The organism is Pseudomonas sp. MEJ086 (genome assembly GCF_030209025.1).
GTDB lineage: Bacteria > Pseudomonadota > Gammaproteobacteria > Pseudomonadales > Pseudomonadaceae > Aquipseudomonas > Aquipseudomonas fulva_A.
Genome location: NZ_JARVSV010000029.1, coordinates 25,240 through 47,635, shown reverse-complemented (window position 1 = coordinate 47,635; position 22,396 = coordinate 25,240). Strand labels below are relative to the sequence as shown.

21 protein-coding genes are annotated in these 22,396 nt (G+C 64.1%); 13 read left to right on the top strand and 8 right to left on the bottom strand.

The window, feature by feature from the left end; translation table 11 throughout:
* Window positions 1-72 precede the first annotated feature (72 nt).
* From gspH to QRN22_RS18785, 6 genes are read left to right on the top strand one after another with little or no spacing between them, the layout of a single operon-like run.
* A complete protein-coding gene (gene gspH, locus QRN22_RS18810; RefSeq protein WP_042551968.1) occupies window positions 73-522 on the top strand; it encodes a type II secretion system minor pseudopilin GspH in 450 nt (149 codons plus the stop codon).
* The gene (locus QRN22_RS18805; protein WP_042551967.1) at window positions 519-884 is read left to right on the top strand and encodes a type II secretion system protein; all 366 of its coding nucleotides are present in this window, start codon (window positions 519-521) and stop codon (window positions 882-884) included. Before gspH ends, QRN22_RS18805 begins: the two co-directional genes overlap by 4 nt.
* Complete coding sequence (locus tag QRN22_RS18800; RefSeq protein WP_042551966.1) at window positions 881-1,471, top strand: prepilin-type N-terminal cleavage/methylation domain-containing protein; 591 nt, start codon at window positions 881-883, stop codon at window positions 1,469-1,471. Before QRN22_RS18805 ends, QRN22_RS18800 begins: the two co-directional genes overlap by 4 nt.
* Window positions 1,468-2,574 carry a GspL/Epsl periplasmic domain-containing protein gene (locus tag QRN22_RS18795; protein WP_082045691.1) on the top strand — a complete coding sequence of 369 codons (1,107 nt, stop codon included), beginning with the start codon at window positions 1,468-1,470 and terminating at the stop codon, window positions 2,572-2,574. The genes QRN22_RS18800 and QRN22_RS18795 overlap by 4 nt, the downstream gene beginning before the upstream one ends.
* On the top strand, window positions 2,571-2,957 hold the full coding sequence (gspM, locus tag QRN22_RS18790; RefSeq protein ID WP_042551964.1) for a type II secretion system protein GspM: 387 nt from the start codon (window positions 2,571-2,573) through the stop codon (window positions 2,955-2,957). Before QRN22_RS18795 ends, gspM begins: the two co-directional genes overlap by 4 nt.
* The gene (locus QRN22_RS18785; RefSeq protein ID WP_042551963.1) at window positions 2,954-3,613 is read left to right on the top strand and encodes a hypothetical protein; all 660 of its coding nucleotides are present in this window, start codon (window positions 2,954-2,956) and stop codon (window positions 3,611-3,613) included. The genes gspM and QRN22_RS18785 overlap by 4 nt, the downstream gene beginning before the upstream one ends.
* A gap of 10 nt (window positions 3,614-3,623) precedes the next feature.
* On the opposite strand, the gene QRN22_RS18780 is transcribed toward QRN22_RS18785, so the two are convergent.
* From QRN22_RS18780 to QRN22_RS18770, 3 genes are all read right to left on the bottom strand, one after another.
* Window positions 3,624-4,127: a L,D-transpeptidase family protein gene (locus QRN22_RS18780; protein WP_042551962.1), complete on the bottom strand. Its 504-nt coding sequence runs from the start codon at window positions 4,125-4,127 to the stop codon at window positions 3,624-3,626.
* A 229-nt stretch (window positions 4,128-4,356) separates the two neighbouring features.
* Window positions 4,357-5,079, bottom strand: coding sequence for a pirin family protein (locus tag QRN22_RS18775; RefSeq protein ID WP_042551961.1), 723 nt, complete (start codon window positions 5,077-5,079; stop codon window positions 4,357-4,359).
* Window positions 5,080-5,208: 129 nt separating this feature from the next.
* Entirely contained in the window at window positions 5,209-6,096 is an 888-nt protein-coding gene (locus QRN22_RS18770; protein WP_042551960.1) for a LysR family transcriptional regulator, read from the bottom strand.
* 97 nt (window positions 6,097-6,193) lie between these two features.
* Here QRN22_RS18770 and QRN22_RS18765 point away from each other — a divergent pair, with 97 nt between their 5' ends.
* Both QRN22_RS18765 and QRN22_RS18760 read left to right on the top strand, forming a co-directional pair.
* A complete protein-coding gene (locus QRN22_RS18765; protein WP_042551959.1) occupies window positions 6,194-7,342 on the top strand; it encodes a pyridoxal phosphate-dependent aminotransferase in 1,149 nt (382 codons plus the stop codon).
* A 172-nt stretch (window positions 7,343-7,514) separates the two neighbouring features.
* Window positions 7,515-8,297: an amidohydrolase gene (locus QRN22_RS18760; protein WP_042551958.1), complete on the top strand. Its 783-nt coding sequence runs from the start codon at window positions 7,515-7,517 to the stop codon at window positions 8,295-8,297.
* 216 nt (window positions 8,298-8,513) lie between these two features.
* Here the strand turns inward: QRN22_RS18760 and QRN22_RS18755 are convergent, their stop codons facing one another.
* From QRN22_RS18755 to QRN22_RS18745, 3 genes are all read right to left on the bottom strand, one after another.
* Window positions 8,514-9,461, bottom strand: coding sequence for an aldo/keto reductase (locus QRN22_RS18755; protein WP_042551957.1), 948 nt, complete (start codon window positions 9,459-9,461; stop codon window positions 8,514-8,516).
* A 149-nt stretch (window positions 9,462-9,610) separates the two neighbouring features.
* Entirely contained in the window at window positions 9,611-10,675 is a 1,065-nt protein-coding gene (locus QRN22_RS18750) for an NAD(P)-dependent alcohol dehydrogenase (protein ID WP_042551956.1), read from the bottom strand.
* Window positions 10,676-11,327: 652 nt separating this feature from the next.
* A complete protein-coding gene (locus QRN22_RS18745; protein ID WP_042551955.1) occupies window positions 11,328-12,218 on the bottom strand; it encodes a LysR family transcriptional regulator in 891 nt (296 codons plus the stop codon).
* A 143-nt stretch (window positions 12,219-12,361) separates the two neighbouring features.
* Between QRN22_RS18745 and QRN22_RS18740 the strand changes: the two genes are divergently transcribed.
* The 5 genes from QRN22_RS18740 (at window position 12,362) to QRN22_RS18720 (ending at window position 19,044) form a co-directional block, all read left to right on the top strand.
* Window positions 12,362-13,744: a glutamine synthetase family protein gene (locus QRN22_RS18740; protein WP_042551954.1), complete on the top strand. Its 1,383-nt coding sequence runs from the start codon at window positions 12,362-12,364 to the stop codon at window positions 13,742-13,744.
* Window positions 13,745-13,757: 13 nt separating this feature from the next.
* The gene (locus tag QRN22_RS18735; RefSeq protein ID WP_042551953.1) at window positions 13,758-15,251 is read left to right on the top strand and encodes an aldehyde dehydrogenase; all 1,494 of its coding nucleotides are present in this window, start codon (window positions 13,758-13,760) and stop codon (window positions 15,249-15,251) included.
* 112 nt (window positions 15,252-15,363) lie between these two features.
* Entirely contained in the window at window positions 15,364-16,641 is a 1,278-nt protein-coding gene (locus tag QRN22_RS18730; protein ID WP_042551952.1) for an NAD(P)/FAD-dependent oxidoreductase, read from the top strand.
* A 51-nt stretch (window positions 16,642-16,692) separates the two neighbouring features.
* The gene (locus QRN22_RS18725; protein WP_042551951.1) at window positions 16,693-17,448 is read left to right on the top strand and encodes a gamma-glutamyl-gamma-aminobutyrate hydrolase family protein; all 756 of its coding nucleotides are present in this window, start codon (window positions 16,693-16,695) and stop codon (window positions 17,446-17,448) included.
* A 66-nt stretch (window positions 17,449-17,514) separates the two neighbouring features.
* The gene (locus tag QRN22_RS18720; protein WP_042551950.1) at window positions 17,515-19,044 is read left to right on the top strand and encodes an APC family permease; all 1,530 of its coding nucleotides are present in this window, start codon (window positions 17,515-17,517) and stop codon (window positions 19,042-19,044) included.
* Window positions 19,045-19,114: 70 nt separating this feature from the next.
* On the opposite strand, the gene leuA is transcribed toward QRN22_RS18720, so the two are convergent.
* Together leuA and QRN22_RS18710 are read right to left on the bottom strand one after the other, a co-directional pair.
* On the bottom strand, window positions 19,115-20,791 hold the full coding sequence (gene leuA, locus QRN22_RS18715) for a 2-isopropylmalate synthase (RefSeq protein WP_042551949.1): 1,677 nt from the start codon (window positions 20,789-20,791) through the stop codon (window positions 19,115-19,117).
* 335 nt (window positions 20,792-21,126) lie between these two features.
* The gene (locus QRN22_RS18710; protein WP_042551948.1) at window positions 21,127-22,377 is read right to left on the bottom strand and encodes a mechanosensitive ion channel family protein; all 1,251 of its coding nucleotides are present in this window, start codon (window positions 22,375-22,377) and stop codon (window positions 21,127-21,129) included.
* Window positions 22,378-22,396 lie beyond the last annotated feature (19 nt).

The following is a 22,396-nucleotide window of genomic DNA, read 5'->3' as shown; positions in this document are numbered from 1 at the left end:
GTCCACCATTGCGATCGTGAGCGGTGGGCGGGCAAAGCGTCGTCCACCCTACATGGCCGGGAGCTCTGGTAGGTGTCCAGGCAGCGCGGTTTCAGCCTGCTGGAGCTGCTGGTCGTGCTGTTCATCGCCGGCTTGCTGACCAGCCTCAGTGTGGCCTGGCTCGACAGCGGTCAGGCGCCGGCACAGCAGGCGCTGGAGCGCCTTGCCGCGGCCAGCCGCGCTCAGGCCGCAGTGGCGCTGCATGCCGGACAGATTCATGGCCTGCGCTGGAATGGCCAGCGCCCGGAGTTCGTGCGCCAGGTACGCGACAACGATCAACTGCACTGGCAGGTCGAGGCGGTCGCATTGGGGGAGTGGCCGGCAATGTTGCGACCTGACTGGCCGGCTGCCGGTGAGCCGCGTCTGGTCTTCACGCCAAACGGGGTCGGTCGTCCGCAGGCACTGCGCTGGCATTGGCCCGATGGAGGCGAACGGTGGCAGTGGGACAGCGCCGGTCGCTTGCAGCGGACGTCGCTGCCATGAAGCGCCAACGGGGTTTCACCCTGCTTGAAGTGACGGTCGCCCTGGGTATCGCCGCCACGCTGGCGGTCATGACCAGCCAGGTGCTGCGCCAGCGCCTGGCCGTACAGCAGAGCGTCCAGCAGCATCAACTGGGGGCGTTGTGTGCTCGTGAGCTGGAGGCACGCTTCGCGGTCGAGCAGCTCTGGCCTGCGCAGAACAGCCTCGCTGGCGTTCTTGCCCAGGGCCACGAGAACTGTCACTGGCAACTGCAGATGCAGGGCACCGGTGTGCGGGATCTGCGGCGTGCCGAGTTGAGCCTGTTCGCTGATGGCGATCGCCGCGAGTCGCTGGGGCTGTATCAACTGTTTCTGGTGCGCCCATGAGGGGCAGGCAGCGCGGTTTGACCCTGGTGGAACTGCTGGTCGCCTTGGCGTTGACGGCGTTGCTGGGTGTGCTTCTGGCGGCCCTGGTCAATGGCTGGATCAACGTTCGTGAGCGCTTGGCGCAAGGTTCTGCAGGGATGCCGGTTCTGGATTTCTGTCTGGCACTGGAGCGTCGTTTCGATACCACCGTGCTGCGTCAGCTCCATGAGCGGCGGTTACCGCTGGCCTTGAACTGGCTGGACTGGCGGCCGGACGAGCTGCAACTGCAGTGGGTCGCGCTGGGTGCCTGGCCGAGTGCCGAGGGCGGTGCCCGTCTGCAGCGTCAGCGTCTTGATTACGACCGCCGCAGCCAGCGTCTGCTGCTGCACACCTCCAGCGATCTGTACGCCGCAGCCGCACCTGTCTGGGCACTGCGCGAGCAGCTGGATCGGGTGGAAGCGGTGAGTTTTACCTTTCGTCAGGACAGCCGCTGGCTGGCCTGGCCATCGACGGACAGGTTGCGACCCGACAGGGGCGTGCGCCTGACTTTTCAGCGGGATGGAGCACCCTATGTCTGTACGTTCGCCCTGCCATGGGGCCGTTCATGAAGCGTGAGCGCTGGCGCCGCCGCGCGGCACGGCCCTGGCTGTTATTGCGCCCGGGCGCGGATGCCCAGGCCTGGCAATGGGCGCGGGTAGAGCAGGGGCGCGTGCAGGCGTCAGGTTATGGTGCGCCGCCGACGATCACGGGCGCACGGGTGGCGTTGGTGCTGCCGGGTGAGCTGTGCAGCCACTTTCAGGTGCCCGCGCCGCCTGGGCTGAAGCGTCACGAGTGGCCGTTGTTGCTCGAGGATCGCCTGCTGCAGAGCGCTCAGGATCTGGCCTGTGGCTGCCTGGCCCGCGAGCCCGGCTCCATGCAACTGGTCTGCGTCGAACAAACGCTGCTGGATGGCTGGCTGGCCCAGTGCGCCGAGTGGCAACTCGATGTGCAGCGTTGCTGGGCGCAGTTCCAGCTATTACCGGTGCCGGCCCCAGGCTCGGCATGGTGCTGGCGACAGGACGCCGGCGCGAGCCTGTTCGTCGGTCGCAGTGCCGAGGCGCGCCTGCACTGGCTGGCCTGGCCAGTCGCGCTTCAGGCGGCAACGCCTGCCTGTGTTTGGCGCGAGCTCGAGATGCACACGGTCGAGGGCGATTGGCCCGAGCCTCTCGCCGCGCTGGATGGCATGCCCAGCCTGTTCGAGCGGCGCCGGGGCAAACGTCAGGTCCGCCAGATGAGCCCTGGCCTCTGGCGCCTGCCTGCTGCCTGTCTGGCCGTGGCCGTGCTCTGGGCTGGCCTGTGGTCCAGCCAGCAGTGGCGGCAGCAGGGCGTCTATCAGGCGCAGGTGGAAGCGCTGGTCGGGCCGGTCGCATCATTGCGCGAAGCCGCGCAGCGGGTGAGGCAGCAGCGTCTGGGCGCGGATGAGCGACAGCTTCGTTTGCGGCAACTGGAACATCTGCAGACCGAACTCGATGGCTGGTTGCGTGCCAACGGTAGCTGGCAATTGAGCGCTGCGCGGTTCGATGGTCAGCGCTGGGCACTGCGTCTGCAGGGGCATGAGGTCATCGACGATGCACCCTGGCAAGCGATGGCCAGCGCCATAGGCGTGGCGGTGCAGGTGACTCAAGCAGGCGACGCGCTCAATCTGACCTTCGACCTGGGAGCCGCATCATGAGGCTGAATCTCGAAGGACGCGGCGTACGAATACTGGCGGTGGCGATCATCGCCGTGTTGCTGGGGCTGCTGGCCTGGCGTGAAGGCCAGCAGCGCTGGCAGACGTTTGGCCAATGGCAGGCGCTGGCCCAGTCGGCCCAAGCCCTGCGGGCCGCCAGGACACTGACCGTCGATGACCTGCAGCAGGCCGCCAAGGCCCGTGAAATCAGCATCGAAACGCTGGAGCCTGGCAGTGAAGAGTGGCTGGTGCGCGGCCATTTGAAAGATGAGCGCGTGCTACAGGACTGGCTCCAGCAGTTGGAGCGAGAGGGTGCACGACCGTTGCGCTGGGGGCTGCGACGTGACGACTCGGCGCTGCACTTCGAATTGGCGTTGCAACGATGACGCGGCGTCGTTGGCTGTGGGCATTGCTGGTCTTTGTCATGACGCTGCTGGTCGAGCTGCCCGCCCGCTGGCTGTTGGCGCCGCTGCCCGTCCCGCTGGCAGGCATCAGCGGCAGTATCTGGCAGGGGCAGGCCGAGCGCTTGGGCGATCTCGGCCCGTTGCGCTGGAATTGGCAACCCTGGCGGCTCAGCGCACAGGCGAGTGCTGGCTATCAGGGGCAGCGCTGGCAACTGCAGGTGTCCGGCTGGCCCTGGGCCTGGCATGCCTCGTTGCAACCCGCCAGCGATCCACATACGTTCGTGACCGGTTACCGCTTGGCAGGGCAATGGCAGGGCAGCATCGAGTTGAAAGGCCGTGGAACACGCTGCCTGTCAGCCAACGGGAATTTACAGGGTGATGGTCTGGCGCTGCTCGCACCCTGGCAGCTGGACCTGGGACGTGCGCGTGTGACGCTCGATTGCAGCGCTGGCTGGAAATTGGCAGGGCAGTTGAGCCTGGCTGGGCAGCATCATGCCGACCTGGCGGCCGATCTGCTCGCCAGGCAGGCCAGGTTGACGGGGCGAGTCGAGCCTGGCGCGGCACTGCAACCGGTGCTGGTCAGTGCGCAGTGGCTGGCGCCTGGCGGCAGTGAGGTGGCGCGCAGTATCCGTTGGTAATCACGCCCTTTCAGGGACGAATCTCGATCAGCGTGCCGTCTTTCACCAGGCCCCAGACCTCGCGCATGTCGGCGTTCTTCATGGCGATGCAGCCTTCGGTCCAGTCCAGCGTGTGGAAGAACCACTCAGGGTATTCGTCGTCCACTGGCGTACCGTGGATCATGATCATACTGCCCGGCTTCACCCCGGCGGCTTTGGCCTGGGCCTGATCGCGGGCGTTGGGGTAGGAGATGTGCATGGATAGCTGGTAGTTCTCGCTCTTGCGGCGCCAGTCGATCCAGTAGAAGCCTTCCGGCGTGCGCAGGTCGCCTTCGCGCTGCTTGGCACCGAGCGGCTGCTTGCCCAGGGAAATGCGATAGGACTTGAGCGTTTCACCCTGGCCGATCAAGTGCAGCCGACGCTGGGACTTTTCCACCAGGATCTTGTCGACGGTCGCGGCGGGGGAGGCAGGCGCGGTGGCAGCCTGACCAGCGAAGGTCAGAGAGAGCAGGGTGAAGGCGAGCAACCAACGCATGGGATTTCGACTGAGCGGATGGCCGGCGGGCGGCGGAGGCTCATTCTAAGGCAGGCGTATAGGGGCGCCTAGGGGATCGCGACAAGAGCCGCCATTGGTATCGGTAGCCTGGCGTAGAGCGAAGCGAAACCCGGGATGCGGTATCTGGTCTGCCCAAGGCTACCGAAGCGGGCAGCGACACCCAGGGGAATCCCCCAGGTATCGCCGCTCGACGCCGGGCTACTGCCTGTCAGTACAGCGACGGCAGTTCGTTGGGGCGCAGATCGAACACCAGCACTTCGGCCTGTTCGCCGTTGCTCAGGTGCAGATCACGCACATCGCGCAGCCGTACGCCATCGCCTGCCTGCAGCGGCTGGCCGTTCAGCTCGACGCTGCCGCGAGCGACGTGAACGTAGGCATAGCGGTTCTCGTCGAGCTGCAACTGAGCCTGCTCGGCGCCTTCGAACAACCCGGCATACACCCGCGCATTCTGCCGCACGGTGAGCGAGCCATCGGCGCCGTCCGGCGAGATGATCAATTGCAGGCGGCCGCGTTTCTGCGCCTCGCTGAAGTGCTCCTGCTGATAGCGAGGCTCGGCCTGGCGCTCGCCCGGCACTATCCAGATCTGCAGAAAGTGCACCGAGTCGCTGCGCGAGTGGTTGAACTCGCTGTGCGAAACACCGGTTCCTGCGCTCATCAGTTGCACGTCGCCAGGGCGGATCACCGAGCCGGTACCCAGGCTGTCCTTGTGCTCGAGAGCACCTTGCAGCACATAGGAGAAGATCTCCATGTTGCGGTGCGGATGCTCGCCGAAGCCCTGGCCGGCAGCCACGGTGTCATCGTTGATGACCAGCAGGTCCGAGAAACCTCTTTCTTTCGGGTTGTTGTAACTGGCGAAAGAGAAGGTGTGAAAGGAGTTGAGCCAGCCATGGTTGGCGTGGCCACGATCGGTCGATTTACGGATAGCCAGCATGATGAATCCTCCTGTTGATGATCGCTGCCTGATTCGGCGGCATGGGGGAAGTCTACTGACTATCTTTGGATTGATTAACGGGCTGTAAATGGACTTATTGTCTTCTTTGGGTTGACTATTGCGTCAGGTTCAGCCGCCCATGTGCTGAATCTGTTCCTTGATGAAATCCGAGAACACCTGCACCGCTCTGGCAGTCTGCCGGTGTTGCGGGTACACCGCGTAGACCGCCGCCGGCGCCGGCCAATGCGTCTCGAGTATGGGAACCAGTGCGCCACTTTCCAGCGCCTGCCCGATGATGAAGGTGGGCAGGTAGGCGATGCCCATGCCGGCGATGGCTGCATCACGGATCAGTTCGCCGTTGTTGGCGCGCAGCTGACCACGCATGGTCAGGTTGCGAGCCTTGCCCTGATCGCGCAGGCGCCATTCGACATGCCGGCTATGGCCGTAGAGCAGGCAGGCATGCCGCTGCAGATCATCGAGGTTCTCCGGCGTGCCGCGCTCGTCGAGATAGGCCGGGCTGGCGCAGAGAATGGTCTGCATGTCGGTCAGGCGCTTGGCGATCAGGCTGGAATCTTCCAGGGTGCCGATGCGGATCGACATGTCGTAGCCGTCGGCGAGCAGGTCGACGGCGCGGTCATTGAGGTCGATTTCCAGGTTGATGTGCGGATGCTGCTGCATGAACTGCGGCAACAGGTGGCTCAGGTGCAGGGTCGCGAAGGTCATCGGCGCGCTGACCCGCAGGGTACCGCGCAGCGAAGCTCCCTGGGCCGACACCAGTTCCTGAGCGTCGCGCAGGTCGGCCAGGATGGTGGTGGCCTTGTCATGCAGCAGCACGCCCAGCTCGGTGGCCTGCAAGCGCCGCGTGGTGCGGTTGAGCAAGCGCACGCCGAGCAGCGCCTCGAGCGCGGCGACACGCCGACTGACGTACTGCTTGGTGACGCCGAGGGCATCGGCGGCTGCGGTGAAACTGCCGGTGTCGAGGGTGGTGACGAACAGGCGCAGGTCTTCGACGTTCATGGGCTTCTCATCGGTTGGCCTGCGATTATTACCGGGTGCGTGGGCTTCACGCCATCGGCTATCCTCGGCGTCTGCCTCAATTGCCCAGGACGCTGCGATGTTCACCAGCAAGTTGCCGTCGATCGGCACCACCATCTTCACCACCATGTCCCAGCTCGCCGCCCAGACCGGCGCCATCAACCTGTCCCAGGGCTTTCCCGATTACGACGGCCCCGAGGCGCTGCGCGAGGCCGTCAACCGGCACATCGCTGCCGGGCACAATCAGTACGCGCCGATGACCGGCCTGCCGGCGCTGCGCGAGCAGATCGCCCTGAAGATCGGGCGCCTGTATGGCCGCCAGGTCGGTGTGGACAGTGAGGTGACCGTCACGCCCGGCGCGACCCAGGCGATCTTCTGCGCGATCCAGGCGCTGATTCATCCCGGCGACGAGGTGATCGTCTTCGACCCGAGCTACGACAGTTACGACCCGGGCGTCACCCTGGCCGGCGGCCGCTGCGTGCACGTCCCGCTGGCCAGCGGCGATTTCGCCATCGACTGGCAACGGCTGGAAGCGGCGCTGAGCCCGCGTACCCGGCTGATCATCCTCAATACACCGCACAACCCCAGCGGTGCGCTGATCAGCCGTGAAGAGCTGGATCGTTTGGCCGCGTTGATCCGCGACCGCGACATCTATCTGATCAGCGACGAAGTCTACGAGCACCTGGTGTTCGATGGTCGCCAGCACGCCAGTGTGCTGAGCCATGACGAACTCTATGCCCGCGCCTTCGTGGTCAGCTCGTTCGGCAAGACCTATCACGTCACCGGCTGGAAGACCGGTTACGTGGTGGCGCCACCCGCGCTGAGCGCCGAGCTGCGCAAGGTTCATCAATACGTCAGTTTCTGCGGCGTGACCCCGCTGCAGTGGGCGCTGGCCGACTTCATGGCCGCCTGCCCCGAGCATGTGGACGAGCTCCCCGGCTTCTACCAGGCCAAGCGCGATCTGTTCTGCGACCTGCTGGGGGGCTCGCGCTTCACCTTCAGCCGCACGCCGGGCACCTATTTCCAACTGGCCGACTATTCGGCAATCCGCCCTGATCTGGACGATGTGGCCATGGCCCAATGGCTGACCCGTGAGCATGGCGTGGCGGCGATTCCCGTGTCGGTGTTCTGCCAGACGCCGGATCCGGCGCAGCGTCTGGTGCGTTTCTGTTTCGCCAAGCGTGAAGAGACCTTGCGCCAGGCAGCGGAAAAACTACGGCAGATATAGTGGCGCCGCGGGGAAGACGAACGGTAGGAGCGTCGCCCCCGGCGCGATGGTGGTGGCCATCACGCAGAATCGCGGGTGTTATCGATAATCGCTGCGGGGTCGCAGCTTCTGAAGCTGGGCAGCGCAGCTTTATCCACGTCGCACGGATCCGCATCCAGCAAGAGAGGCATCAATGAGCGAAGCAACCAATCTCCAACTGGCGCTGATCCAAAGCGACCTCGCCTGGCACGATCCCGAGGCCAATCGCAGGCATTTCGAAGCGCAGTTGCAACAGGCTGCTGGCGCCGAACTGGTGATACTGCCGGAGATGTTCAGTACCGGGTTTTCCATGCAGTCGGCCGAGCTGGCCGAGCCGGAAGATGGCCCCACCAGTCGCTGGCTCAGCGAGCAGGCAAGGCGTATCGGCGCGGTGATCACCGGCAGCCTGATCATCCAGGCCGCCGATGGCAGCTATCGCAACCGCCTGCTATGGGCGCGACCCGATGGTTCGCTGGCGCATTACGACAAGCGCCACCTGTTTCGCATGGCCGGTGAACACGAGCACTATGCGGCGGGTGACCGCCAGGTGGTGTTCGAGATCAAGGGCTGGCGAGTGCGGCCACTGATCTGCTACGACCTGCGTTTCCCGGTCTGGAGCCGTGATCCCCAGGGCACCGACCTGCTGCTCTATACCGCCAACTGGCCCGCGGCGCGGCGCCTGCACTGGAACCGGCTACTGCCGGCCCGAGCCATCGAGAACCTGTGCTACGTGGCCGCGGTGAACCGCATCGGTGTGGATGGCAAGAATCACCCCTACAGCGGCGACTCCCAGGTGCTGGACTTCCAGGGCGACAGCCTGCTCGATGCTCACGACAAGGCCGGCGTGTTCCATCAGCGCCTCGATGGCGCCGCATTGGCTGCCTATCGCGAGCGTTTTCCCGCGCACCAGGATGCCGACCCGTTCGAGTTTCGCTGAATCAGGAAGGTTGCGCGCAACGCCCGGAAAATGGCTCCTGCGCAGAGCGTGGGAACGATCGTCAAAAGCGCATCGAATCGACCATCCGCAGGATGGGTCGGGCCGCGTAGATCGAGGAGCGAAGCGACGATACCCATCAGGCCTTGCAAGTAGCCCTTGATGGGTATCGCTTCGCTCGACGTCATCCTACGGCAACGGCGCGTTTACTTTATTGCCTCAGTACGCGCTGGCCTGGTTGAGCATGGTCACTTCGTCGGCGCTCAAGTGCAGGCGGGTGGCGGCAACCAGATCGGCCAGTTGCCTGCTCGATGTGGCACTGGCGATGGGCGCGGTGATGCTCGGACGGGCGATCAGCCAGGCGAGGGCAATCTGGGCTGGCGTTGCATCACGGGCTGCGGCGACCTCATCGAGCGCGGAGAGGATGGTGACGCCGCGTTCATCCATGTAGCCCTTGACCATCTCGGCGCGGGCGCCAGCGATATCGTCGCGGGTGCGGTACTTGCCGGTGAGAAAGCCGCTGGCCAGGGAAAAGTAGCTGATCACCCCGATGCCGAGTTCCTGCACCACCGGCTCCAGTTCCTCTTCATAGGTCTTGCGTTCGTGCAGGTTGTAGTGCGGCTGCAGGCTCTGGTAGCTCGGCACGCCCAGGCGCTGCGCCACTTGATGCGCTTCGCGCAAGCGCTCGCCGCTGTAGTTGGAAGCGCCGATCACCCGCACCTTGCCTTGTTCGATCAGGCGGGAGAAGGCGCCCAGGGTTTCTTCCAGAGGGGTGTCGGCATCGTCCTGATGGGCCTGATACAGGTCGATGTAGTCGGTCTGCAGGCGCTTGAGCGAGTCCTCCACCGCTTTCTGGATGTAGTCCGCCTCGAGGCCTTTGCCTCCGTGGCCCATTTCCATCCCAACCTTGGTCGCCAGCACGATACGTTCGCGCTTGCCGCTGCGTTTCAGCCATTTGCCGATGATGCTTTCCGACTCGCCACCCTGATGGCCGGGGGCCCAGGCCGAGTACATGTCGGCGGTGTCGATGAAGTCCAGGCCGTTGTCGACGATGGCGTCGAGCATGGCGAAGGACTGCGCTTCGTCCAGCGTCCAGCCGAATACGTTGCCACCGAAGGCGATGGGCGAAACCTGCAGGCCGGACTGACCGAGAGTGCGTTTGGACATCTAATGCTCCTCGAGTTGATGGGGCGTCAGCGTGTGACCGCCCGACCGTCTGCGAGGTTCGCCTGCCCGCACGCGCATACCGCAGAAACGCGACCGGCCCGGTTCGCGAGGGCGAGACCGGGCCGGTGGCGGGTGGCGATTGGCCTGCGTTACGCGGCGTGCTCGTCCTTGGCCAGGGAGGCCATGTCGATCACGAAGCGGTACTTCACGTCACTCTTGAGCATGCGCTCGTAGGCTTCGTTGATGTTCTGGATATCGATCATCTCGATTTCCGAAACGATGCCGTGTTCGGCGCAGAAATCCAGCATCTCCTGGGTCTCGGCGATGCCGCCGATCAACGAGCCGGCCAGGCGGCGGCGCTTGAAGATCAGCCCGAACACTTCCGGCGACGGGTGCGGTGAGTCGGGGGCGCCGACCAGGGTCATGGTGGCGTCGCGCTTGAGCAGCCCGAGGAAGGCGTCAAGGTTGTGCGGCGCGGCGACGGTGTTGAGGATGAAGTCGAAGCTGTTGGCGTGGGCGGCCATCTCGTCGGCGTTCTTCGACACCACCACTTCGGCCGCGCCAAGGCGTAGGGCATCTTCACGCTTGTTCGGCGAGGTGGTGAACAGCACCACATGAGCGCCCATGGCGGCAGCGATCTTCACGCCCATGTGGCCAAGACCACCAAGGCCGACCACACCGACCTTGTCGCCGGGCTGGACGTTCCACTGGCGCAGCGGCGAGTAAGTGGTGATGCCCGCGCACAGCAGGGGTGCGACCGCAGCCAGGTTGTCGGTGTGGCTGATGCGCAGGACGAATTTCTGGTCGACGACGATGTTGTCGGAGTAGCCACCAAAGGTGTTTTCGCCACCGAATACCGGGCCGTTGTAGGTGCCGGTGAAGCCGTTCTCGCAGTACTGCTCGAGGCCTTCGGAGCAGGACGAGCAGCTCTGGCAACTGTCGACCATGCAGCCGACGCCAGCCAGATCACCGACCTTGAAGGTCGTTACCGCGCTGCCCACTGCGGTGACCTTGCCGACGATCTCGTGGCCCGGTACCGACGGGTAGAGGGTGTTCTTCCACTCGTTGCGCGCGGTGTGCAGGTCGGAGTGGCAGACGCCGCAGTAGAGGATGTCGATCTGCACGTCGTGGGTACCGACGGCGCGGCGCTGAAAGCGATGGGGCGCGAGAGGTTTGCTGGAGTCCTGGGCGGCGTAGCCGAGAATGGTGGTCATGGGCAATTCCTATCGTTTGCAATGCGGCTGCGTATGCCGCGGGGGGTGACAAGCGTAGCGCTGGACGCTCGAATGTCGATTGCACAATCCTGCTGCGCTCTGTCCTGATCCTCCATCGAATGCCGTTCGGATCGTTCCTCACGTGAGTATGGTTGCCCCGTTCTCGTTGGCGCGCCGCGCGCGCGAATCGCGGGCATGGCCCGCTCCCACAGAGTGGTTTGAGTTGTTGAGTGCGCGATATTCAATCCAGGCCGCGTCTTTGAAATCGGCGCGTTCCTTCCGCTCTGGATGGGAATGCCGCGTCCGGTAAGCGATATCCCGTGGCAAGGGCGAGGAGGGGGGAGATCGATAAAACCGTGTGGGCGCGCGCAGTGCGCGCGAATCGCGGGCATGGCCCGCTCCCACGGGATGGTTTGCGTTGCAGAGTGCGCGATATTCAATCCAGGCTGCGTCTTTTGCTTTGGTTCGTTCCTCCCGCTCTGGATTGGAATGCCGCGTCCGGTAAGCGATATCCCGTGGCAAGCGGAGGGGGTGGAGAGCGATAAAGCCGTGTGGGAGCGCGCCGTGCGCGCGAATCGCGGGCATGGCCCGCTCCCACGGGGTGGTTTACGTTGCCGAGTGCAGGGTTTCAACACGGGCTAGGTCTTTAGGTTTATCGCGTATTGAGCCGTGCGCGCAGCAGTGGGGTGAGTTGGTCGAACAGGGTCTGTACCGAGCGCAGGGCCAGGCAGTCGGGGCGGGTCAGCAGCCATAGGTCGGTGTCGCAGTCGGTCAAGGCGTCACTCAGGCGCTGCACGCCTTCCAGGCTGCGGGCCATGAAGTCGGGCAGGGCGGCGACACCCAGGCCTGCCTGTACCAGCGTGGCCACCGCCGACATGCTGCTGCAGCGGTAGCGCGGCACCAGGCTGGGGTGCACCTGATGCCGCCAGGCCACGGTGATGTGGTCGGGCATGGAGTCGTCGGGGGCGATCCACGGCACCGAGGTGGGTGCCTGCACGAATGCTTCGCGGTGCTCGGGACGGCCGCAGATGTAATAGGCGGTGTGCCCCAGTTGCCGGCCAACCAGATGCTCGGGCGGTGCGTTGGACAGGCGCAGTGCGATGTCGGCGTCGCGGCGGCTGAGGTTGGCGAAGGTGTTGGTGGTCGCCAGCTCCAGCGCCAGCGCCGGATAACGCGGCATCAGCTCGGCCAGGCTGGGCAGCAGCAGGTTCTGCAGCACGGCGTCGGTGCAGGTCAGGCGAACGGTACCGCTGATCACCTTCTCGCCATGTTGCAGGGCGATGCGCGCCGCATCCAGGGCCTGTTCCGCACGTTCTGCCTGTTCCGCCAGGGCCTGGGCGCTCTGAGTCGGCATGTAACCGCGGCGGCTTTTCTCGAACAGCGCCACGCCCAGGCTGGCCTCCAGCTTGCGGATGGCGCGAAATACCGTTGATACGTCGACATGCAACTGCTCTGCGGCTCGCGCCAGGGAGCGTCCGCGCACCAGAGCGAGTACGAGAGCGAGGTCGGCATGGCTGATCTGGTATTGCGTCGATGCAATCATGAATTGTCTGAATGCCAGTATCGGTTGCGTATGCGCCCACTTATACTCAGGGCGTTGCCTAGAATCAATTACCCAGAATAATGAGGCGCCAGGCTCGTGAGATGTCTTCCGCGGGCGCGCCGAGCCAAAAGGAATGATTTTCCATGACTTCGGTAACCCCACGTGTCGTCCAGCTCAACGAGGCGAACACTTTCCTCAAGGATCATCCGGAGATCCAGTACGTCGATCTGCTGATCACCGACATGAACGGCATCGTGCGTGGCAAGCGTGTCGAACGCGCCAGCCTGCACAAGGTGTATGAGAAAGGCATCAACCTGCCTGCCTCGTTGTTCGCGCTGGACATCAATGGTTCGACCGTCGAAAGCACCGGCCTTGGCCTGGATATCGGCGACTCCGACCGCATCTGCTACCCGATCCCCGACACCCTGTGCAAGGAACCCTGGCAGAAGCGCCCGACCGCGCAACTGCTGATGACCATGCACGAGCTGGACGGCAAGCCGTTCTTCGCCGACCCCCGTGAGGTATTGCGCCAGGTGGTGGAGAAGTTCGACGAACTGGGCCTGACCATCTGCGCCGCCTTCGAACTGGAGTTCTACCTGATCGACCAGGAGAACGTGAACGGCCGTCCGCAGCCACCGCGTTCGCCGATTTCCGGCAAGCGCCCGATTTCCACGCAGGTTTACCTGATCGACGACCTCGACGAGTACGTCGACTGCCTGCAGGACATGCTCGAAGCCGCCAAGGAGCAGGATCTGCCGGCCGATGCCATCGTCAAGGAAAGTGCCCCGGCGCAGTTCGAGGTCAACCTTCACCACGTCGAAGATGCCATCAAGGCCTGCGACTACGCCGTGCTGCTCAAGCGCCTGATCAAGAACATCGCCTACGACCACGAGATGGACTCGACCTTCATGGCCAAGCCCTACCCGGGCCAGGCGGGCAACGGTCTGCACGTGCACATCTCGCTGCTCGACAAGAAGACCGGCCAGAACATCTTCGCCACCGATGACCCGGAACAGCACGCACCGCTGCGCCATGCCATCGCCGGCATCCTGGAAACCATGCCGGCTTCGATGGCCTTCCTGTGCCCGAACGTCAACTCGTACCGCCGCTTCGGCGCCCAGTTCTACGTGCCGAATGCGCCGAGCTGGGGCCTGGACAACCGCACGGTCGCAGTACGCGTGCCCACGGGCAGCAGCGACGCCATCCGCATCGAGCACCGGGTAGCCGGCGCCGATGCCAACCCGTACCTGATGATGGCGTCGATTCTCGCCGGCATTCACCACGGCCTGACCAACCAGCTGGAGCCGGGCGAGCCGATCGAGGGCAATTCCTACGAGCAACTGGAGCAGAGCCTGCCGAACAACCTGCGTGATGCCCTGCGCCAGCTCGACGACAGCGAAGTGATGAACAAGTACATCCGCCCGGAGTACATCGACATCTTCGTCGCCTGCAAGGAAGCGGAAATGCACGAGTTCGAGACGACCATCTCCGACCTCGAATACAACTGGTACCTGCACACGGTCTGACGGAGCGGCGAGCATGACAATCACTACCCGCCAGGACTGGGAGCAGCGCTACCGCAGTCTGGACATCGAGGCGCGTGCCTTCATCGACGGCGCCTACCGCGACGCCGTGGGCGGCGCGACCTTCGACAGCGTCAGCCCGGTGGACGGTCGTCACCTGGCCCGCGTGGCCAGTTGCATGGCCGAGGACGCCGAGCTGGCCGTCAAGGCTGCCCGCGCGAGTTTCGAGCGTGGCGACTGGGCCCATCAGGCCCCGGCGCAGCGCAAGCGTGTGCTGATCGCCTTCGCCGACGCGTTGCTGGCCAATGCCGAGGAGCTGGCGCTGCTGGAAACCCTCGACATGGGCAAGCCGATCAGCGACTCGCTGAGCATCGACGTGCCGGCGGCGGCCAACGCCATCCGCTGGAGCGCCGAGGCGATCGACAAGCTGTATGACGAGGTGGCGCCGACGCCCCGTGACCAGCTTGGTCTGGTTACCCGCGAAGCGGTCGGCGTGGTGGCGGCCATCGTGCCGTGGAATTTTCCGTTGATGATGGCCTGCTGGAAGCTAGGGCCAGCCTTGGCTACCGGTAACTCGGTGATTCTCAAACCGTCCGAGAAGTCGCCGCTGACCGCTATTCGTATCGCCCAGCTGGCGCTGCAAGCCGGTATTCCTGCTGGCGTGTTCAACGTGTTGCCCGGTTATGGCCATACGGTTGGCAAGGCGCTGGCGCTGCACATGGACGTCGACACCATCGTGTTCACCGGCTCCACGAAAATCGCCAAGCAACTGATGATCTACGCCGGCGAGTCGAACATGAAGCGCGTGTGGCTGGAGGCGGGCGGCAAGAGCCCGAACATCGTCTTCGCCGATGCACCGGATCTGCAGGCCGCCGCCGAGGCCGCTGCCGCTGGCATCGCCTTCAACCAGGGCGAAGTATGCGTGGCGGGCTCGCGGCTGCTGGTCGAGCGCTCGATCAAGGAGCGCTTCCTGCCGATGGTGGTCGAGGCCCTGCAACGCTGGAAGCCCGGCCATGCGCTGGATCCGCAGACGCGTGTCGGCGCCCTGGTCGATGACGGCCATCTGGACACCGTGCTCGGCTTCATCGAGGCCGGTCGCCAGCAAGGTGCGGTGATCATCAGCGGCGGTGAGCGTGCCCTGCAGGAAACCGGCGGCAGCTATGTGCAGCCAACGATCTTCGACGGCGTGGACAACGCCATGCGCATCGCCCAGGAAGAGATCTTCGGCCCCGTGCTGTCGGTGATCACCTTCGACAGCGACGAGGAAGCGGTACGCATCGCCAACGACACGCCTTATGGCCTGGCCGCTGCCGTTTGGACGCGCGACATCTCCCGGGCGCACCGCACCGCGCGGGCACTGCGGGCCGGCAGCGTGTGGGTGAACCAGTACGACGGTGGCGACATGACCGCACCGTTCGGTGGTTTCAAGCAATCGGGCAACGGGCGTGACAAGTCGCTGCATGCCTTCGACAAGTACACCGAACTTAAAGCCACCTGGATCAAGCTCTAGCGACCTCGGGTGACCTGCCTCGCGCCTGTTTCTGCAAACAGATGCGCTGGTATCGGCGCCCGATGGGATGGCTATGCGGAGCGGAAACTTTGGAGTTCCTAGGGAGTTTCACATGACTCAACACGTCGACAGTTACTACGCCGCCTCGCGCAATCCGCGAGTCGATTACCCCGCGCTCGGCGAATCCGTCGAGACGGATGTCTGCGTCATCGGCGCCGGTTATACCGGCCTGTCCACGGCGCTGTTCCTGCTCGAGCATGGTTTTCGCGTGATCGTGCTGGAAGCCGCCAAGGTCGGCTTCGGCGCCTCGGGGCGCAACGGTGGGCAGATCGTCAACAGCTACAGCCGCGATATCGACGTCATCGAACGCCAGGTCGGCGCACGCCAGGCACAGCTGCTCGGCGAGATGGCCTTCGAAGGCGGGCGCATCATCCGTGAGCGGGTCGCCAAGTACGGCATTCAGTGCGACCTGAAGGATGGTGGCGTGTTCGCCGCCATCACCGACAAGCAGATGGGCCATCTCGAGTCGCAGAAGAAGCTGTGGGAGCGCTACGGCCATACCCAGCTGGAGCTGATGGACGAGCGCCGCATCCGCGAAGTGGTCGGCACCGAGCGCTATGTCGGCGGCATGCTGGACATGAGCGGCGGTCATATCCATCCGCTCAACCTGGCTTTGGGTGAGGCCGCTGCGGTGGCATCCCTGGGCGGTGCGATCTACGAGCAGAGCCCGGCGACCCGCATCGACCGTGGCCCGCAGCCGGTGGTGCACACACCGAACGGGCAGGTGAAGGCCAAGTTCGTGGTGGTGGCGGGCAACGCTTACCTGGGCGGGCTGATGCCGGAACTGGCAGCCAAATCCATGCCCTGCGGCACTCAGGTGCTGACCACCGAGCCGCTGTCGGACGAGCTGGCCCATAGTCTGTTGCCGCAGGATTACTGCGTGGAAGACTGCAACTACCTGCTCGACTACTACCGCCTCAGCGCCGACAAGCGCCTGATCTACGGTGGCGGCGTGGTCTACGGCGCCCGCGACCCGGCGGACATCGAAGCGATCATCCGACCCAAGCTGCTCAAGACCTTCCCGCAGCTCAAGGACGTGAAGATCGATTACACCTGGACCGGCAACTTCCTGCTGACCCTGTCGCGCCTGCCGCAGGTCGGTCGCATCGGCGACAACATCTACTACTCCCAGGGGTGCAGTGGCCATGGCGTGACCTACACGCACCTGGCCGGCAAGGTGCTGGCCGAAGCACTGCGCGGTCAGGCCGAGCGTTTCGACGCGTTCGCCGGCCTGCCGCATTACCCGTTCCCAGGCGGGCAGCTGCTGCGGGTGCCGTTCACGGCCCTGGGCGCCGTTTATTACCAGTTGCGCGATCGCCTCGGTATCTGATGCTGCGCCTGCCGACGTGATCCGTCGGCAGGCTTTTCCGGAGAGAACAACATGACCCGCATGCCCCTGATCGGCGTTACTGCCTGCCGGCAGCAACTTGGCAAGTACGATTCGCACACCGTCGGCGACAAATACGTCGAGGCCGCGGCTTACGCCGGCCTGCCGCTGGTACTGCCAGCGCGCAGCACGCCGAGCGATCCGCATCAACTGCTCGCACAACTGGACGGCATCCTGTTCACCGGTTCGCCTTCCAACGTCGAGCCCCGTCATTACCAGGGCACGCCGAGCATCGAGGGCACTCAGCACGACCCTCGTCGCGACGCCAATACCTTGCCGCTGCTGCGCCTGGCGATCGAGAAGGGCGTGCCGGTGTTCTGCATCTGCCGCGGCTTCCAGGAGCTCAACGTGACCCTTGGCGGCACCCTGCATCAGCGGGTTCAGGAACTGCCGGGTTATCTGGACCATCGCGAGCCGCAGAGCGAGTCGGTCGCCGAGCAGTACGCGCCGCAGCATGCGGTCAGCGTGCAGCCGGGCGGAGCGTTCGAGCGCATCGGCTTGCCGTCGCAGTTTCAGGTCAACTCCCTGCACAGCCAGGGTATTGACCGTCTGGCCGACAGTCTGCGCATTGAGGCCCAGGCGCCCGATGGCCTGGTCGAGGCGGTGTCGATACCGGGCTCACCAGGCTTCCTGATCGGCGTGCAGTGGCACCCGGAGTGGCGCTTCAGTGAAAACCCCGAGTCGCTGAAGCTGTTCCAGGCCTTTCGCGATGCCTGCCAGGTGTATGCGAAGACCCGCCAAACACGCTGAACCCGCCTGAACCCTGCCGGGTTCGAGGCGCTCTGACGAACAATTCTAAAATGATGGCAGAGGCTTATGAGTGAATCATCGACCGTTCAGGGAAGCCCGCTAGCGGCCACCGGAGCCTCTTCCAAGGGGCTGGCGCAAGGCAAGGTCGGGCTGCTGGCCTGCGTGGTGTTGGGCATTTCCACCATCGCGCCGGTCTATACGCTGACCGGCGCCCTCGGCCCCACCGTCCGCGAAGTCGGTGTTTACCTGCCGGCGGTATTCATCGTCGGTTTCCTGCCGATGCTGCTGGTGGCGCTGGGTTACCGGGAGCTCAATGCTGCCGAACCGGACAGCGGCACCTCGTTCACCTGGTCGGCACGGGCCTTCGGACCGATGATCGGCTGGATCGGAGGCTGGGGGCTGGTTACCGCCACGACCATCGTGCTTTCCAATCTGGCGGGCATCGCGGTGGACTTCTTCTACCTGTTTCTCGCCCAGTTGACCGGGCTGGATTGGCTGGCGGACCTTACCCAGAACCTGCTGGTGAACATCGTCACCTGCTGCATCTTCATCGCCATGGCCGTGTGGGTCTGTTGCCGGGGCATCGGCATGACCATGGGTGTGCAGTACACGCTGGTGGCCCTGCAACTGGTGGTGCTGATCGGTTTCGCGCTGGCCGCCTTCGCCGCTGCGCCGGACAGCTCGCCAGTGGTCTTCCATCCCGAGTGGTTCAACCCGTTCAACATCGACTCGTTCTCTGCCTTCGCAGCGGGTCTGTCGCTGTCGATCTTCATCTTCTGGGGCTGGGATGTCTGCCTGACGGTCAGCGAAGAGTCGGTGGGCAGCGAGAAGGTGCCTGGGCGCGCGGCGACCATCACCGTGCTGCTGATCCTCGCCCTCTACCTGTTCACCGCGGCGGCTACCCTGCAGTTCGCCGGCACCGGCGATACCGGTCTGGGCCTGGGCAATGCGCAGATCCAGGAAAACGTCTTCGCCCACCTGGCTGGCCCGGTCATGGGGCCGCTGGCGATCCTGATGTCCATCGCGGTACTGGCGAGCACGGCGGCGTCGCTGCAATCCACCTTCATTTCACCGGCGCGTACGTTGCTGGCGATGGGGTATTACCGCGCGGTGCCGAAGCGCTTCGCCAGCGTGCATCCGCTTTCGCAGACGCCACGTTACGCGACCATCGCTGCGGGCATCGCCACGGCGGTGTTCTACGTGACCATGCGCACCCTGAGCGAGAACGTGCTGGCCGACACCATCACCGCCCTGGGCATGATGATTTGCTTCTACTACGCGCTGACCGCCTTCGCCTGCGTGTGGTATTTCCGCCACAGCCTGTTCGACAGCGTGCGCCACTTCTTCATGCGTGGGCTGTGCCCGTTGCTGGGGGCGGTGATGCTGTCGATCATCTTCTGGCAGACCACCTTCGACAGCATGTCACCAGACTTCGGCAGCGGCTCCCACATCGCCGGCCTCGGCCTGGTGTTCGTGATCGCCGTGGTGATTCTGCTGCTCGGCCTGGTGCTGATGTTCATCGCCCGCTGGCAGTCCCCGGCATTCTTCCTCGGCAACACCCTGCAGCGGCAGGTGAAACCGGCCAAAGCGCAATAGGCCACAGAACCATCGCTCCAGAAACGACAAAGGGACGCCAGGCGTCCCTTTGTGCATTGGCGGCCGAGCGTCAGGCTGCCTGGGTTTTCCCGTCGGCCTGGCGAATGGCGCGGTTGAGTGCGCTGAACAGGGCGCGGAAGCTCGCGGTGGTGATGTTCTCGTCGATACCGATGCCGTGCAGCGGACGTTGGCCGTCGAGACGGATCTCGATGTAGCAGGCCGCCTTGGCGTTGGCGCCACCGCCGATGGCGTGCTCGTGGTAGTCCATGATTTCCACCGCCAGCGGTACGCTCGACACCAGGGCTTCCAGTGCACCCTTGCCAGCACCGCTCCAGCGTTGCACGGCGCCGTCCACCTGCACTTGCACCTCGACGTTGCTGTCGCCGTTCTCTTCCTGCAGGCGATGGCCTTTCAGCTCATAAGGCGCCTTGGCTTGCAGGTACTCGCGCTCGAGCAGGCCGTGAATCTGTCCGGCCGTCATTTCCAGGCCCAGGCGATCGGTCTCGCCCTGAACCACCTGGCTGAACTCGATCTGCATGCGACGCGGCAGGTTGATGCCATATTCCTGCTCGAGCAGGAAGGTGATGCCACCTTTGCCTGACTGGCTGTTGACGCGAATCACCGCTTCGTAATCGCGGCCGATGTCGGCCGGGTCGATTGGCAGGTACGGGACTTCCCAGATCTGGCCTTCCTTCTGCTGGGCGAAGCCCTTGCGGATGGCGTCCTGGTGAGAGCCGGAGAAGGCGGTGTGCACCAGGTCACCGACATAGGGGTGACGCGGGTGCACCGGAATCTGGTTGCAATCTTCGACCACCTTGCGCACGGCGTCGATGTCGGAGAAGTCCAGTTGCGGGTCGATGCCCTGGGTGTAGAGGTTCAGCGCCACGGTCACCAGGCAGACGTTGCCGGTGCGCTCGCCGTTGCCGAACAGGCAGCCTTCGACACGGTCGGCGCCCGCCATCAGGCCCAGCTCGGTAGCAGCCACACCCGTGCCACGGTCGTTGTGGGTGTGCAGGCTGATCAGCACGCTGTCGCGCTTGTCGACGTGCCGGCCGAACCACTCGATCTGGTCGGCGTAGTTGTTCGGCGTGGCGTTCTCGATGGTGGCCGGCAGGTTGAGGATCAGCTTGTTCGCCGGGGTTGGCTGGAACACGTCGATCACCGCGTTGCACACCTCGACGGCGAAGTCGATTTCGGTGGAGCTGAATACTTCAGGCGAGTACTCGAAACCCCACGCGGTTTCCGGTGCGGCCTCGGCCAGGCGCTTGATGGTGGTACCGGCCGCCACGGCGATGGCCTTGACGCCAGCCTTGTCCTGGTTGAAGACGATCTTGCGGAAGCTTGGCGCGCAGGCGTTGTAGTAGTGAACGATGGCCTTCTTGGCGCCCTTGAGCGATTCGAAGGTGCGCTCGATAAGGTCGTCGCGAGCCTGGGTCAGTACCTGGATGGTGACGTCATCCGGGATGTGGCCGCCTTCGATCAGTTCGCGCACGAAGTCGAAATCGGTCTGCGAGGCGGACGGGAAGCCCACTTCGATTTCCTTCAGGCCCACGGCGAGCAGGCACTTGAAGAAGCGCATCTTCTTCTCGGCATCCATCGGCTCGATCAGCGACTGGTTGCCATCGCGCAGGTCGGTGGACAGCCAGATCGGCGCCTGGTCGATGATCTTGTCCGGCCAGGTGCGATCCGGAATGTTGATCGGGGTGAAGGCGCGGTACTTGTTCGAGGGGTCTTTGAGCATGCTCATGGAAAATTCCTGAAGACGAAGGCCGGCAACGGCCGAACTGAAAATAAAAAGATGAAGAGGGATAAGCGGGGAGCGGGTTTGCCGACGTACTTGGGCGCCAACAGACCCTAGCGCAGTCGCTGGGCGACCAGGCAGAGATTGGCGTGTTGCCGGAGGAGGATGAGGGTTTGCGAGACATTCATGTGGCTAACCCTAACCAGTGAGGGGAAAGCTGGCAAGCCTGTCTGGTAAATTGGTGAAAACCACCAAGGCTCGGCCCTTGGTGGTTTTTTATTGCGCTATCTGTGTTTTTTCAGCTGCTGCATTGCGTGCCATGAGCAGGGGCGTCTTGCTGCTCAGTTTCCGGCATCAAGTACCGGACGCAGCTCGCGCATGTCGGCACCGCTCGGGTGCTGGAACACGCGCAGACCGAATTCCGGGAGGATCGCCAGCAGGTGATCGAAGATATCCGACTGATAGCCCTCGTATGGCACCCAGGCCACGGTGTTGGTGAAGCAGTAAAGCTCCAGCGGCAGGCCGTCGGCGGTGGGCTGCAACTGACGGACGATCTGCGTCATGTTCTGGTTGATGCCTGGGTGCTGACGCAGGTAATGCTCGACGTAAGCACGGAAGGTACCGAGGTTGGTGACCCGGCGCGTGTTGGCCGGCTCCTGGGCGGCCTCGGCCAGCTCGGTGTTCCAGCTCAGCAATTCGCTCTGCTTGCTGCTCAGGTATTGGCCGAGCAGCAGGAAGCGCTGCAGGTGAGCGATTTCGTCTGGGCTGAGAAAACGTACGCTGGTCTGGTCCAGATAGATGCTGCGCTTGATGCGACGGCCACCGGACTCCTGCATGCCGCGCCAGTTCTTGAACGGATCGCTGATGAAGCGCTTGGTCGGGATGGTGGTGATGGTCTTGTCCCAGTTCTGCACCTTGACGGTGTGCAGGGCGATGTCGATCACGTCGCCGTCGGCATTGAGCTGAGGCATCTCGATCCAGTCGCCGACACGGACGATATCGCTGGAGGAGATTTGTACGCTGGCCACCAGCGACAGCAGGGTGTCCTGGAAAATCAGCATCAGTACCGCAGCCATGGCTCCGAGACCGGAGAGCAGGATCAGCGGCGAGCGGTCGATCAGCGTCGCGACCATCAGAATCGCGGCGATGGCGTAGATGACGATGGTGACGACCTGGATGTAGCCCTTGACCGGCTTCAGGTGCGCATTCGGTCGGCGCTGGTAGAGGGTGTTGACCAGATTCAGCACGCCGCCGATGGCCAGGGCGATGGTCAGGATGATGAAGGCGCTGCAGACGTTGTTCACCACCGTGACCGCGGCAGCGGGCAGATGCGGGACCACCTTGATGCCACTGGCGAGGATCATCGCCGGCACGATGTTGGCCAGGCGTCGCACGACATGGGAGTCGGCCAGGGCCTTGTCCTGACCGACCGTGGTCGAGCGCAGTACCCGATAGAGGCCGCGCACGAGGATGCGCTTGACGATCCAGTTGGCGATCCAGGCGCCGAGGATCAGCAGGCTCAGGCTGATCAGGGTGTGCAGTTCGGGGTAGTTTTTCAGCCATTCGAGAGTGGCGTCGTAATGCTCTTTCATCGCGTTCCTCAGCTTTCAG

Coding starts and splice junctions, on each gene's coding strand:
- QRN22_RS18805 (WP_042551967.1), top strand. CDS start 519: ATGAAGCGCCAACGGGGTTTCACCCTGCTTGAAGTGACGGTCGCCCTG.
- QRN22_RS18800 (WP_042551966.1), top strand. CDS start 881: ATGAGGGGCAGGCAGCGCGGTTTGACCCTGGTGGAACTGCTGGTCGCC.
- QRN22_RS18795 (WP_082045691.1), top strand. CDS start 1,468: ATGAAGCGTGAGCGCTGGCGCCGCCGCGCGGCACGGCCCTGGCTGTTA.
- gspM (WP_042551964.1), top strand. CDS start 2,571: ATGAGGCTGAATCTCGAAGGACGCGGCGTACGAATACTGGCGGTGGCG.
- QRN22_RS18785 (WP_042551963.1), top strand. CDS start 2,954: ATGACGCGGCGTCGTTGGCTGTGGGCATTGCTGGTCTTTGTCATGACG.
- QRN22_RS18780 (WP_042551962.1), bottom strand. CDS start 4,127: ATGCGTTGGTTGCTCGCCTTCACCCTGCTCTCTCTGACCTTCGCTGGT.
- QRN22_RS18775 (WP_042551961.1), bottom strand. CDS start 5,079: ATGCTGGCTATCCGTAAATCGACCGATCGTGGCCACGCCAACCATGGC.
- QRN22_RS18770 (WP_042551960.1), bottom strand. CDS start 6,096: ATGAACGTCGAAGACCTGCGCCTGTTCGTCACCACCCTCGACACCGGC.
- QRN22_RS18765 (WP_042551959.1), top strand. CDS start 6,194: ATGTTCACCAGCAAGTTGCCGTCGATCGGCACCACCATCTTCACCACC.
- QRN22_RS18760 (WP_042551958.1), top strand. CDS start 7,515: ATGAGCGAAGCAACCAATCTCCAACTGGCGCTGATCCAAAGCGACCTC.
- QRN22_RS18755 (WP_042551957.1), bottom strand. CDS start 9,461: ATGTCCAAACGCACTCTCGGTCAGTCCGGCCTGCAGGTTTCGCCCATC.
- QRN22_RS18750 (WP_042551956.1), bottom strand. CDS start 10,675: ATGACCACCATTCTCGGCTACGCCGCCCAGGACTCCAGCAAACCTCTC.
- QRN22_RS18745 (WP_042551955.1), bottom strand. CDS start 12,218: ATGATTGCATCGACGCAATACCAGATCAGCCATGCCGACCTCGCTCTC.
- QRN22_RS18740 (WP_042551954.1), top strand. CDS start 12,362: ATGACTTCGGTAACCCCACGTGTCGTCCAGCTCAACGAGGCGAACACT.
- QRN22_RS18735 (WP_042551953.1), top strand. CDS start 13,758: ATGACAATCACTACCCGCCAGGACTGGGAGCAGCGCTACCGCAGTCTG.
- QRN22_RS18730 (WP_042551952.1), top strand. CDS start 15,364: ATGACTCAACACGTCGACAGTTACTACGCCGCCTCGCGCAATCCGCGA.
- QRN22_RS18725 (WP_042551951.1), top strand. CDS start 16,693: ATGACCCGCATGCCCCTGATCGGCGTTACTGCCTGCCGGCAGCAACTT.
- QRN22_RS18720 (WP_042551950.1), top strand. CDS start 17,515: ATGAGTGAATCATCGACCGTTCAGGGAAGCCCGCTAGCGGCCACCGGA.
- leuA (WP_042551949.1), bottom strand. CDS start 20,791: ATGAGCATGCTCAAAGACCCCTCGAACAAGTACCGCGCCTTCACCCCG.
- QRN22_RS18710 (WP_042551948.1), bottom strand. CDS start 22,377: ATGAAAGAGCATTACGACGCCACTCTCGAATGGCTGAAAAACTACCCC.